At 66.0% G+C, this 12,363-nt stretch carries 11 protein-coding genes and 1 pseudogene; 10 read left to right on the forward strand and 2 right to left on the reverse strand.

Annotated features, from left to right (window positions below; all coding sequences use genetic code 11):
* Positions 1–8 precede the first annotated feature (8 nt).
* Together H7U20_RS19520 and greB are read right to left on the reverse strand one after the other, a co-directional pair.
* Complete coding sequence (locus H7U20_RS19520) at positions 9–665, reverse strand: transposase (RefSeq protein WP_199760812.1); 657 nt, start codon at positions 663–665, stop codon at positions 9–11.
* Positions 666–889: 224 nt separating this feature from the next.
* Positions 890–1,456: a transcription elongation factor GreB gene (gene greB, locus H7U20_RS19525; RefSeq protein WP_199760813.1), complete on the reverse strand. Its 567-nt coding sequence runs from the start codon at positions 1,454–1,456 to the stop codon at positions 890–892.
* 105 nt (positions 1,457–1,561) lie between these two features.
* On the opposite strand from greB, the gene H7U20_RS19530 reads away from it, so the two are divergent.
* From H7U20_RS19530 to H7U20_RS19575, 10 genes and pseudogenes are all read left to right on the forward strand, one after another.
* Positions 1,562–2,134: a hypothetical protein gene (locus H7U20_RS19530; protein WP_199760814.1), complete on the forward strand. Its 573-nt coding sequence runs from the start codon at positions 1,562–1,564 to the stop codon at positions 2,132–2,134.
* Between the two features lie 20 nt (positions 2,135–2,154).
* Positions 2,155–3,327 carry a sensor histidine kinase gene (locus H7U20_RS19535; RefSeq protein ID WP_199760815.1) on the forward strand — a complete coding sequence of 391 codons (1,173 nt, stop codon included), beginning with the start codon at positions 2,155–2,157 and terminating at the stop codon, positions 3,325–3,327.
* Between the two features lie 28 nt (positions 3,328–3,355).
* Positions 3,356–4,003: a response regulator gene (locus H7U20_RS19540; RefSeq protein WP_199760816.1), complete on the forward strand. Its 648-nt coding sequence runs from the start codon at positions 3,356–3,358 to the stop codon at positions 4,001–4,003.
* 199 nt (positions 4,004–4,202) lie between these two features.
* On the forward strand, positions 4,203–5,777 hold the full coding sequence (locus tag H7U20_RS19545; protein ID WP_199760817.1) for a GGDEF domain-containing protein: 1,575 nt from the start codon (positions 4,203–4,205) through the stop codon (positions 5,775–5,777).
* Between the two features lie 348 nt (positions 5,778–6,125).
* Entirely contained in the window at positions 6,126–7,676 is a 1,551-nt protein-coding gene (locus H7U20_RS19550; RefSeq protein ID WP_199760818.1) for a flagellin N-terminal helical domain-containing protein, read from the forward strand.
* An 87-nt stretch (positions 7,677–7,763) separates the two neighbouring features.
* Complete coding sequence (locus H7U20_RS19555) at positions 7,764–8,141, forward strand: flagellar protein FlaG (RefSeq protein ID WP_199760819.1); 378 nt, start codon at positions 7,764–7,766, stop codon at positions 8,139–8,141.
* A gap of 236 nt (positions 8,142–8,377) precedes the next feature.
* Positions 8,378–11,056, forward strand: a complete 2,679-nt coding sequence (fliD, locus tag H7U20_RS30965) for a flagellar filament capping protein FliD (RefSeq protein ID WP_199760820.1) — start codon at positions 8,378–8,380, stop codon at positions 11,054–11,056.
* 18 nt (positions 11,057–11,074) lie between these two features.
* Positions 11,075–11,515, forward strand: a complete 441-nt coding sequence (gene fliS / locus H7U20_RS19565) for a flagellar export chaperone FliS (protein WP_199760821.1) — start codon at positions 11,075–11,077, stop codon at positions 11,513–11,515.
* A 3-nt stretch (positions 11,516–11,518) separates the two neighbouring features.
* Entirely contained in the window at positions 11,519–11,848 is a 330-nt protein-coding gene (locus H7U20_RS19570) for a flagellar protein FliT (RefSeq protein ID WP_199760822.1), read from the forward strand.
* Between the two features lie 8 nt (positions 11,849–11,856).
* Positions 11,857–12,363 (forward strand): annotated as a pseudogene (locus H7U20_RS19575) (flagellar hook-length control protein FliK); the annotation flags it as partial.

Below are 12,363 nucleotides of genomic sequence, written 5' to 3' on the forward strand. Positions count from 1 at the left end.
TTAGCCGCTCAGCCCACATTCTGCCTGCGGGCATCCGCTAGCCACCGCAAAAACGCTTGATTCCCAAGGCCGAAATCGCCATTGGTGGCGCGCCGAATGTTGTTGACATGCCTTTGTTGCAGCGGCGTGGCAAACAGCGCTTGATACGCCAGGCGGCGGCTTGCCGCGTTTACACCCAGGCGTTGGTAGATCGCATGTGGCTCGACAATAGCATCCGCCCGCCCCTCGGCATTGGCCCGATAGCTCGACCACCGATACTGTCCGGGGTAATCACTCAAGCCAGCACGCACCGGATTCATTTCGATATAGCGATGGCATAGCAGAAGATAGGCCTCGTCCTGCACCAGGGCGGCCTTGTATCGCCCCTCCCATAGAGAACCGCTGCGCCGATAACGCCAATTGATATATTGTACATAGCGCTGGCCCAAGATTTTCATCAAGGCGGCCGGCGCGCCGACGTCCGCCGCAGTCAACAGCAAATGGACGTGGTTCGTCATCAGGACGTAGGCGTGCACGCGACAGCCGATCTGCCGGGCTTGCTCGTTCAGCCAGCCCAGGTAAGTCAGATAGTCCTCGTCTGCGAAGAAACATGGCTGCCGGTTGTTGCCGCGTTGGATGATGTGCAGGGGGACTTCGGGCAGCACAAGGCGGGCATGGCGCGGCATGATGGCACTCCAGGCGGGGTGGAGTGGCCAATATAGCCAGCGGCTGCCGCCACAAGCTGATGGGGCGCAAGGTGCGGCGCATTGGCTATGGTGTGCGTCACAGAAAATTAAGTTGCAGAGATGCAAAAAATACCCAACAACGAAGAGCCAGGGTCAGACCCCGCAGGGTCTGACCCTAGGTTTTGCCGCCGGGTTTGCTCAACCTTGGCGGCATGCTAGCCGCCCTATTGCGCCACCGGCGCCGGGTAGCTCACCGCCAAAATCTCCATCTCCTCGACGCCGTGCGGCGCCTGGAAGCTGACCAGGTCGCCCTCGCGCGCCTTGGTCAGCGCGCGCGCCACCGGCGCCACCCAGCTGATTTTACCCTTCAACGGGTCGAGCTCGTCGATGCCGACGATGGTGATGGTGCGCGTCTCGCCGTCCTGGTTGCTGTAGGTGACGGTGGCGCCGAAAAACACCTGGTCGCCGCCGTGGTGCACGCTGGGGTCGACGATGGCGGCCAGGTCCATGCGCTTGGTCAGGAAACGGATGCGCCGGTCGATCTCGCGCAGGCGCCGCTTGCCGTAGATGTAATCGCCGTTCTCCGAGCGGTCGCCGTTGGAGGCGGCCCAGTGGACGATGCGCACCACCTCGGGCCGCGCCACGTCGATCAGTTCGAGCAGCTCGTCCTTGATGCGCTGGTAGCCGGCCGGCGTGATGTAGTTCTTCGAGCCCGGCGGAATGGCCAAGGCCAGCGCGGCGGCCTCGTCGTCGTCGTCCTGGTCGGACTCTTTCACGAATGCTTTGTTCATCTCTCCATTGTAGCGGTTGACGCCGGCCGCCGCCGCCCTGTTTGCGTCGCAACGGCGGCTTTTTCACGTATCATCAAGCCATCCCGGCCGCACGGCCAGTCACCGATGAAACTATTGCATTCGATCAGGCGTCTCCTCTCCGCCCCGCTGGTCTATCTGGCCGCCATCGTCCTGCTGGGCGAGGATTGGCTGTGGCGGGTCGGCGCGCGCCTGACCGCCCTGCTGGCCCGGCTGCCGCCGCTGGCCGCGCTGGAGCGCTGGGTCGCCGCCCGCGGCCCGCGCGTGGCGATGCTGCTGTTCCTGCTGCCGGCCCTGGCGCTGCTGCCGGTCAAGCTGCTCGCCCTGCTGGCCATCGCCCGCGGCCACGCCGCCTGGGGCGTCGCCGTCATCGTGCTGGCCAAGCTGGTCGGCGCGGCGGCGGTGGCGCGGCTCTACACGCTGACCCTGCCGGCGCTGCGCCGCCTGGCCTGGTTCGCCGCCCTGCTCGACTGGTTCCTGCCGCTCAAGGCCGCATATATCAGCCGGCTGCGCGCCAGCCCGGTCTGGCGCCGCGTCGCCGGCGCCGCCGCCGCGCTGCGCCGCCCCGGCGCGGCGCTGCTGAAACGCCTGCTGCGGCGCCCCCTGAAACGCCTGCGCCTATGCCTGGCCGCGCGCCGACGCGCCCGCCACAGCTCCTGAAACCCCACCATCGAACACTTATGCACAGCACGCTTCCACACAGCCGCGAACCGGCCGCCCTGGCCGCCGAACTGGAACAGGTCCAGTCGCGCTTCAACGCCATCGTCTCCAACACCCCCGGCCTGGTCTACCAGTTCGCCGTCGACGCCGCCGGCGCCGTCTCCTTCCCCTATCTGAGCGACGGCTGCCAGGCCCTGCTCGGCCTGACCGCCGCCGAGCTGAGCGGCGAGCCGGCCCGCTTCCTGCAACTGATCCTGGCCGACGACCGCAAGTCCTATCTCGACTCGATGCAGGCCTCGGCCGCCGCGCTGTGGAGCTGGAACTGGGAGGGCCGCATCTGGGTCGAGGCCTGGAAGGATGTCAAATGGATCAACCTGCGCTCGACCCCGCGCGCGCTCGACGACGGCGCCGTGCAGTGGGAGGGCATCATGACGAATATCACCGAGAGCAAGCTGGAGCAGCTCGAGGTGCGCCAGTCGCGCGCCCGGCTGGCCGAGCTGAGCGCCCACGTCGACCGCGTCAAGGAGCAGGAGCGCACCCGCATCGCGCGCGAGATCCACGACGACCTGGGCGGCAACCTGACCGCCATCAAGATGGCGCTGGCCATGCTGGCGCGGCGCCTGCCGGCCGCCGACGCCTGGCTGCAGGAAAAGGCCGGCTATGTCGACGCCCTGGTCGACCGCACCATCGACGCGGTGCACCGCATCTCGCTCGACCTGCGCCCGTCGATGCTCGACCTGGGCATCGTCGCCGCGCTCGACTGGCAGAGCCGCGAGTTCGAAAAGCAGGCCGGCGTCCATTGCAGCTTCAGCGCCAACCAGAAGGAGATCGACCTCGACCTGGACCAGGCCACCGCCCTGTTCCGCATCTTCCAGGAGGCGCTGACCAATATCGCCAAGCACGCCAACGCCAGCCGGGTCAGCGTCAAGCTGGCCCAGACCCGCCACTACGTCAGCCTGAAGATCAGCGACAACGGCGGCGGCATCTGGCAGGCCGACCGCGCCAAGCCGCACTCCTTCGGCATCCGCGGCATGGTCGAGCGGGCCAACGCGCTGGGCGGCAGCCTGACCTTGAGCCACGCCGTCGGGGGCGGCACTGTTGTCGCGATCAAAATAAAGCGCGATAGCGCGCGCGAATCGCTCATCGCCGCCGCCGCCGGGGCTACAATAGCAAGTATTGCCCCACCGAAATAATGACGAGCCAACACATGACGATTCAACCATGACAGACAAAGCCCTCATCAAGGTGTTCATCGCCGACGACCACGCCATCGTGCGCGAGGGCCTCAAGCAGATCCTGGCCGAGACGCGCGACATCGTCGTCGCCGGCGAGGCCGAGAACGGCCACGACGCCATCCAGCTGTTCCGCAAGTCGGAGTGCCAGGTGATGCTGCTCGACATCTCCATGCCCGACCGCAGCGGCATCGAGGTGCTCAAGCAGATCAAGAAGGAAAAACCCGAGCTGGCCGTGCTGATGCTGTCGATGCACCGCGAGGACCAGTACGCGATCCGCTCGCTGAAGGCCGGCGCGGCCGGCTACCTGACCAAGCAGAGCGCGCCGAAGGAGCTGGTGACGGCGATCCGCCAGGTGGCCGGCGGCCTCAAATACATCAGCGCGGCGCTGGCCCAGGAGCTGGCCAACCACGTCGGCGAGGACCACGAGGCGCCGCCGCACGACAGCCTGTCCGACCGCGAATACCAGACCTTGACCATGATCGCCTCCGGCAAGACGGTGGGCGACATCGCCAAGGAGCTGTCGCTGTCGGTCAAGACGGTCAGCGAATACCGCGCCCGCCTGCTGGTGAAGATGAAGCTGAAGAACAGCGCCGAGCTGACCCATTACGCCATCAAGAACCAGCTGATCGAGTAGGCCGTTGCGCGGCGGCGACTGGCGATGTGCAAGCGAGCGTGCGATTTGCGCGCCCGGTGTTTGTAAGATGATAAGATGGAGGGCGGCATGGCAAGCCGCAAAGTGAGCTGCCTTCCCCCGCCTAATTGGCAAAATGGCCGAACCGGGGCTCGCATATCATTGCGGTAGTCAGTAATCCCTTAAAGAGGCTGTGCGCACCATGTCGAACAAAACACCCCCGGCCGCTGCGGCCGAGCAGAACCCTGCCGATATCGCCCGCGAGGCCTTCCGCCGCCTGGCCGCACACCGCATCGCGCCGACCCCGGAAGCCTACCGCGCCGCCTACTGCGAGATCGCCGGCATCGTCGACGAGAGCGCCGCGCCGCTGGGCGCGGCCGACCCCGGCCCGGAGAACGTGCTCGCCGAGTTCGCCACCCGCCTGACCGAGACGCCCGGCGACCTGACCGACTTCGGCCGCCGCTTCAACCGCGCCGTCAAGGCGCGCGACTGGGACGGCTACGCCAAGGCGCTGTCGCAGCTGGTCGAGCGCCTGGCCAAGAAGCCCGGCGTCGAGAGCCTGGTGCCGGACGGCGAACACACCCGCGTGCTGCGCGACCTGCTCAGCCGCACCTTGACCTTCGCCGTCGCCTCGCTGCTGACCGGCACGCCAGCCCTGGTGGCCGAGGCCGAGTCGCTCGGCGCCGCCACCAAACAGGCCCACAGCGAGGAGGCGCTGGCCGAGATCGCGCTGCGCCTCAAGCAACTGTGCTACCAGATCGAACTCAAGAGCGGCGATACGGCCGAGCAGCAGGAGCTGCTGCTGCGCCTGTTCAAACTGTTGCTGGAGAACGTCAGCGAGCTGCTCGACGACGACAGCTGGCTGCGCGGCCAGATCGAGGCGGTGCAGAACCTGATCGCCGGCCCGATCGACCAGCGCGCGCTGGAAGAGGCGACGCGCAGCCTGAAGGACGTGATCTACAAGCAGAGCCAGCTCAAGCACAGCCTGTCCGACGTCAAACTGACCGTCAAGAACATGATGATGACCTTCATCGACCGGCTCGGCCAGGTGGCCGCCTCGACCGGCGACTTCCACGAGAAGATCGGCGGCTATTCGGAAAAGATCAGCCGGGCCGACAACATCAACGAACTCAACCAGATCCTCGACGAGGTGCTGCGCGAAACCCGCATCGTGCAGACCGAGGCGCTGCGCGCGCGCGACAAGATGGTGCTGGCGCGGCAGGAGGTGCAGGACGCCGAGCAGCGCATCCACGCGCTGGAGGCCAAACTGCAACATATGAGCGAGCTGGTGCGCGAAGACCAGTTGACCGGCAGCCTGAACCGGCGCGGCCTGGACGACGTGTTCGAGCGCGAAACCGCGCGCGCCGACCGCCGCGGCACGCCGCTATGCATCGCCATGCTCGACCTGGACGATTTCAAGCGCCTCAACGACACCTACGGCCACATCGCCGGCGACGCCGCCCTCAAGCACCTGGTCAAGATCGTCAAGGACACCTTGCGCTCGATGGACGTGATCGCCCGCTTCGGCGGCGAGGAATTCCTCATCCTGCTGCCCGAGACCTCGGTCGAGGCGGCCTCGCAGACCATGACCCGGCTGCAACGCGAGCTGACCAAGCACTTCTTCCTGCACGACAACGAAAAAGTGCTGATCACCTTCTCGGCCGGCGTCGCGCTGCGCCGTCCCAACGAGGACCAGGGCGAACTGGTCAAGCGGGCCGACAAGGCCATGTACCAGGCCAAGCAGACCGGCAAGAACCGCGTCGTCGTCGCCGAATAGCCGCCGAATAGCCGCCGCGCGCCCCCGCACGCCGCCAAGGCCCGACCCCGTCGGGCCTTTTTTTCGTCCATGTTTCCCGCGGCACCCCGCGACGCAGGGCAATCGACAAGAAATTAGGTCGAAAATAAAATTATTTTCACCCTAAAGATTGGCCGCCCGCTGTCGTTTAAGCGAATGTGACTGCCTGATGTTTAGCCCTTCGGAAAGATATTTAGCAAGCTTTCAGCGCTAAATTTTCCCGTGCGGCAACCGTTATCCATTACAACGGCGGTTTGAATGTCTCGGAATGTGGAGGCAGACCAAAGTGAACTGAGCAGCTAGCCCGAATCGAATACCCGGAGAAACATCATGGCACAAACCATCAATACCAATATTGCTTCGCTGAATGCGCAACGTAACCTGACCGGCTCCCAATCCGCCTTGTCGACGTCGCTGCAACGCCTCTCGTCCGGTTTGCGCATCAACAGCGCAAAAGACGACGCCGCCGGCCTGGCCATCTCGGAACGTTTCACATCGCAAATTCGCGGCAATACCCAGGCAGCGCGCAACGCCAACGACGGCATCTCGCTGGCGCAAACGGCCGAGGGTGGTTTGAGCACCGCCGGCGATCTGCTGCAACGTATCCGCGAACTGGCCGTGCAGTCGGCCAACGGCACCAACTCCGATTCCGACCGCAAATCGATCCAGGGCGAGGTCTCGGCCCTGTCGCAGGAACTGGACCGCGTCGCCAACACCACCCAGTTCAACGGCCAGAACGTGCTGGACGGCTCGCTGACCTCGGCGCAGTTCCAGGTCGGCGCCAACTCGAACCAAACCATCAACGTCGGCGTGCAAAGCGCCAAGGCCACCGACATTGGCAACAATACGCTGAAAACGGCGCAAGCCGGTGCCGGCACCTCGTTGTCGCAAGTGGTAGTCGGCGCCGCCGGCCTGGCCGCCAACAACATCGGCGCCGACGAGACACTGACCGTCAAGTCCGGCAATGGCATCAGCACCGACCTTTTGGTCAAAACCGGCAGTACGGCAAAGAAAATCGCCGCCGACATCAATTCGCTGAGCAACACCACCGGCGTGACCGCACTGGCATCGACCACGGCCACCATCACCGGCATCGCCAACGGTGACGTGCAGTTCGAACTGCGCGGCGCCAATTCGCTCGCCAACGACGCCAATTCGAAGCCGATCACCATTTCGTCCAAGGTCACCGGCGGCGACCTGTCGGCGCTGGCACAAGCCATCAACGCCCAGAGCGGCACGACCAACATCAACGCCTCGGTCGTCAAGGACGGCGCCACGGCCACCACCTCACTGGTGCTGACCGACAAGTCCGGCAATGATATCAACATCAACAACCTGACGGATGCCACCACCGGCCTGGGTGCGGCGTCGATTCGCGGTGCCGACACCCCGGCGCTGGGACCTACCGCCCTGGTCCAAGGCACCACCACGGCAATCGGCGGCTTGGGTTCGGCCACAGTCGGCGGCACCTTGGGCTTCTCGTCGGACAACGGTTTCACCATCACCTCGACCGGCAGCGCCATCTTCAAGAACGCCGCCTTGGCAGCCAACGGTTCGGACCTGCAATCGGTCGCCAAGCTCGACGTCAGCACGGTCGAAGGTTCGAACGCCGCCCTGTTGAGCATTGACTCGGCCCTGAACCAGATCAACAGCAACCGCGCGTCGCTGGGTGCGATCCAAAACCGTTTCGCCTCGACCATCTCGAACCTGCAAACGACGACCGAGAACTTGTCGGCCTCGCGTAGCCGGATTCAAGACACCGACTTCGCGTCGGAAACGGCCAACTTGACCCGCGGCCAGATCCTGCAACAAGCCGGCACCGCGATGTTGGCCCAGGCCAACTCGCTGCCGAACGGCGTGCTGTCGCTGCTGCGTGGCTAATCCGGTGTGAGTTAAGAAAAACACATCGAATACGACCGGTTCCCCGGCTGCCTCGCGCAGCCGGGGATTTTTCACAAAGGAAGCATCATGACTATCGACTCAATCGGTTCTGCCGCACCGGCCAGGACGACAGAGCGGCCACCCGTCAGCGCCGAGACGGCCGCCCTGCAGCAAGCCGGGCGCGCGCCCGCCACCGCGCTCGAAACAGCAGCAGCCGTCAAAGGCCCGGCGCCCACGCCAACACTCGAACAAGTGACCCAGGCCGTGAGCCAGCTCAACAAATCGTCGCAAGCCAAGTCGCAAGGCTTGGAGTTTTCCATCGACAACGACAGCAAACGCACCATCGTCAAAGTGATCGACCAGACCACCAAGGAAGTGTTGCGCCAGATTCCCTCGCCCGAGGCGCTGGAAATCGCCAAATCGCTCGATTCGACCAAGGGTTTGCTGATCAAGCAGACCGCCTGAGGCGGCGCGCCGCGCGCGCGCCCGCCTTTTCCTCGCCCGGCTCCCCGGCGAGCGTTGCCATTGTGTCACTGGCGTGTCCACGCCCGCGTCCGCCTCCTCCCCTCGTCGCGCCCGCTTTTCCCCGCCGTTTGCCCGCTTTTTGAGCGAATCACAAACAAGCCCGGCTTTCCCCCTCTCAAGTCCCCTTTGATTGTGCCGATAATGTCTTATATTGTTGTTTTACACAGGAGTTCATCGTGGGCATATCCTCACCCGGCATCGGCTCGAATCTAAACGTCAACGACATCATCACCAAGCTGATGGCGGTCGAGTCGCAGCCGTTGGCGACGATGGACAAGAAATCGGCCTCCTATCTGTCACAGGTGACGGCCTTCGGCACCCTGTCGGGCGCCATCGGCACCTTCCAGGGCTCGCTGGCGGGCTTGACCTCGCTGTCGGCCTTCCAGTCGCTCAGCAGCACCTCCAGCGACACCAGCATCCTCACCGGCACGGCCAGCAGCACGGCCCAAGCCGGCACCTACCGGGTCAACATCAGCCAGATCGCCCAGGCGCAAACGCTGGCCTCGGGCGGCTACAAGAGCGGCACGGCGGCCATCGGCCTGGGCGGCTCCACCACCCTCAATATTTCGCTGGGCACGGTCAGCGGCGGCAGCTTCGGCATGAGCGGCACGGCGCTGGGCGCCAGCATGCTGAGCGGCGGCATCACCCCGGGCGCGCTGTCGATCAACGGCACCGCCATCGCCACCGACTCGGCCACCCGCAGCGCCCGGCAACTGGCCGACGCCATCAACGCCAAGAGCGCCACCACCGGCGTGTCGGCCAAGGCGGCCACCACGCAAACCCGGGCCGACCTGTTCGGCGCCGCCGGCGCGACCAGCTTCGGCGCCGTCGACACCGGCGGCGGCGGCAACTACACGCTGACGGTGGGCGGCGTCGAGATCGCCACCCAGGCCGCCGGCGTGGCCGGCGGCGCCGGCGTCAGCGCCGCCAGCATCGACGCCGCGCTGACCGGCGACACCGCCGTCACGCGCGCGCTGAACGACGCCAACATCACCGTCAGCGGCAAGGCCGCCGACGGCACCTTGCGCTTTAGCAACGCCGACGGCTCCAACATCGCCGTCGTCGAGAACACCACCGGCACCGTCACCGGCGGCGTCGGCAACGCCGGCACGGCCAACAACGGCTCGACCATCACGGCGACCAGCTCGATCGCCCTGGTGTCGACCAATGGCAGCCAGATCACCATCGGCGGCAGCAATCCGGCCGCCACCGGCCTGACGGCCGGCGTCGGCGGCGCCTACAGCGGCGCCAGCTTCGCCCAGGACGGCACCCGCAACAGCGGCAACATCGTCATCGACAACAAGAACAACACCTTGCAGGGCATCCGCGACGCCATCAACAAGAGCAATTTCGGCGTCACCGCCAGCATCGTCTCGGACGGCAGCAGCACCACCACCGGCACGCCCTACCACCTGGTGCTGACCTCGACCGCCACCGGCGCCACATCGAACATGAAGATCTCTCTGTCGGGCAGCAACGGCGCGCAGCCCGACGACAAGCTGGTCGAGCTGCTCGGCTACGACCCGGGCGGGGTGCAAAACCTCAAGCAGAAGACCGCCGCCCAGGACACGCTGGCCAACGTCAACGGCATCGACGTGACCAGCGCGTCGACCGGCATCACCGGCGCCATCGACGGCATCACGCTGACCGCCGGCAAGGTCGGCAGTGCCAGCCTGGTGGTGGCCAAGGACACCTCGACGCTGACCACCTCGATCAACGCCTTCGTCAAGGGTTACAACGGCCTCAACACGCAGATCAAGAACCTCAGCGGCTACGATGCCGAAAACAAGAGCGGCGGCCCGCTGTTGGGCGACAAGACCATCCAGTCACTGCAGGCACAGGTGCGCAAACAAATGTCCGCCTCGATCCCCGGCCTGAGCGGCAATCTGACCAATCTGTCGCAGATCGGCATCGCCTTCCAAAAGGACGGCACGCTGACCCTGGACTCGGCCAAACTCGGCAAAGCCATCAACAGCAATTTCGCCGACATCGCCGGTCTGTTCGCGGCGGTCGGCAAGAGCAGCGACGACTTGGTGACCTTCACCAGCTCGACCGCCAAGACCCAGGCCGGCCAGTACGCGCTCGACATCACCAAACTGGCCAGCCAGGGCAGCGTGGGCGCGGCGGCGGCGGCGGCGACCGACACGGTGATCGCCGCCGACACCGTGTGGACCATCAAGCTCAACGACACGGTGCCGAGCAACACCACCAACACCGCCTCGGTCACCCTGCCCGCCGGCAGCTACAAGGTGGACGCGCTGGCCACCATGCTGCAGTCGTCGATCAACGGCGCCACCAACTTCAGCAATGCCGGCTCGACGGTGGCCGTGACGGTGGAGGACGGCAAGATCAAGATCACCTCGAACCGCTACGGCTCGAAGTCCAACATCGCGCTGACCAGCAGCACCGGCACCTCGGTGGCCGACCTGTTCGGCGCGGCCACCCCGGTGGCCGGCGTCGACGTGGCCGGCACCATCGGTGGCTACGCCGCCACCGGCGACGGCCAGACCCTGACCGGCAACCCGGGCGCGCCGATCGACGGCCTGAAGCTGCTGGTCAAGGGCGACACGGTGGGCTCACGCGGCAACATCGCCTTTTCCCAAGGCTACGCCTACCAGCTCAACACCATGGCCTCCGGCTTCCTCGGCGCCAAGGGCCTGATCACCGACCGCACCAACGGCCTGAACAAAAGCGTGCAGGATGTCAGCAAGCGGAAGGACAAGTTCAGCGAACGGCTGATCGACATCGAAGCGCGCTACCGCAAGCAGTACACGGCGCTCGACACGGCCATGTCCAGGCTGGCCACGACGACCAGCTTCTTGACCCAGCAGCTGGCCAACTTGGCCAAGAACTAATTTCACAGGAGACCAACAATGTTCGGATCCCGACAAACCGGCGTCAACGCCTACGCCAAGGTGGGCATGGAGACCGGCGTGGTCGCCGCCAGCCCGCACAAGCTGATCGTGATGCTGTTCGACGGCGCCCTGGTCGCCCTCAACCAGGCCCTGCTGGGCATGCGCGGCAACGACATCGAGGCCAAGGGCAAGTCGATCTCGAAGGCCATCATGATCATCGACAGCGGCCTGCGCGCCGCGCTCGACAAGAAGGCCGGCGGCGAAATCGCCGAGGGCCTCGACTCGCTCTACGAATACATGAGCGCGCGCCTGCTGACGGCCAACCTGAAGAACGATACCGCCATCGTCGAAGAGGTGCGCCGCCTGCTGACCGAGTTGCGCGACGCCTGGAACGCCATCGGCGACACGCCGGCCGTGACCGGCAAACAAGCCCTTCCCTCCACTCTCGCGAGCGCCTGATCCATGATGACCAACCAACAAGTGCTGCACGTGTACGGCGCCATGGCGCAACTGACCGAACAAATGCTGGCCGCCGCCCAAGGCAACGACTGGGACGGCCTGGTCTTGCTTGAAGAACAGTGCACCGCCCAGCTGCAACTGCTGACCGAACAGGAGCCGCGCGCGCCCATGCAGGGCGCCGAGCGCGAGCGCAAGATCGAGCTGATCCGCCAGATGCTGACGGCCGACCGCCAGATCCGCGACCTGACCATGCCGTGGATGGCCCAGTTGTCCGCGCTGATCAACAACACCGGCGCCGAACGGCGTCTCGTCAACGCCTACGGCGGCGTCTAAGCCGCGCCATGCTGCCGCGCATCGACGCGCTGGTGACGCCGGCCAGCCCGGTCGCCCCGGTCACCCCGCTACAGCCGGCCGGCGAGGCGGCGCAGGAAGTGTTCCAGCGCTCGCTGCAAACCCTGGTCGGCCAGTCGCTGCAGGGCCAGGTGCTGTCGCAGTACCGGGACGGCAGCTACCTGGTGCGCGTCGCCGGCAACGCCGCGCGCATGCAGTTGCCGGCCGGCGTGCAGGTCGGCGCCGAGGTTTCGCTGACCCTGCTGGCGGCCGAACCGCGCCCGGTGTTCCAATTCGGCGGCGACAACGCCCAGGGCGGCCAGGCCGCGCTGGTCTACGCCCAACCGGCGCCCGGCCGCACCCCGGCCGGCGGCCAGGACGCCCTGCTGCCCTCGCAGGAAAACAACACCCCGCCCGGCGCCACGCCGCGTCCGCCGGCCGGCGCCAATCCGGCCGGCCAGCCCGCGCTGCCGGGCGGCGCGGCCGCCGCCGCGACACCGGCAACACTGCCGGGCGCT

This window comes from Rugamonas violacea, from assembly GCF_016461825.1.
Classification (GTDB): domain Bacteria; phylum Pseudomonadota; class Gammaproteobacteria; order Burkholderiales; family Burkholderiaceae_D; genus Rugamonas.

Coding starts and splice junctions, on each gene's coding strand:
- greB (WP_199760813.1), bottom strand. CDS start 1,456: ATGAACAAAGCATTCGTGAAAGAGTCCGACCAGGACGACGACGACGAG.
- H7U20_RS19550 (WP_199760818.1), top strand. CDS start 6,126: ATGGCACAAACCATCAATACCAATATTGCTTCGCTGAATGCGCAACGT.
- H7U20_RS19540 (WP_199760816.1), top strand. CDS start 3,356: ATGACAGACAAAGCCCTCATCAAGGTGTTCATCGCCGACGACCACGCC.
- H7U20_RS19555 (WP_199760819.1), top strand. CDS start 7,764: ATGACTATCGACTCAATCGGTTCTGCCGCACCGGCCAGGACGACAGAG.
- H7U20_RS19570 (WP_199760822.1), top strand. CDS start 11,519: ATGATGACCAACCAACAAGTGCTGCACGTGTACGGCGCCATGGCGCAA.
- H7U20_RS19545 (WP_199760817.1), top strand. CDS start 4,203: ATGTCGAACAAAACACCCCCGGCCGCTGCGGCCGAGCAGAACCCTGCC.
- H7U20_RS19530 (WP_199760814.1), top strand. CDS start 1,562: ATGAAACTATTGCATTCGATCAGGCGTCTCCTCTCCGCCCCGCTGGTC.
- H7U20_RS19520 (WP_199760812.1), bottom strand. CDS start 665: ATGCCGCGCCATGCCCGCCTTGTGCTGCCCGAAGTCCCCCTGCACATC.
- fliS (WP_199760821.1), top strand. CDS start 11,075: ATGTTCGGATCCCGACAAACCGGCGTCAACGCCTACGCCAAGGTGGGC.
- H7U20_RS19535 (WP_199760815.1), top strand. CDS start 2,155: ATGCACAGCACGCTTCCACACAGCCGCGAACCGGCCGCCCTGGCCGCC.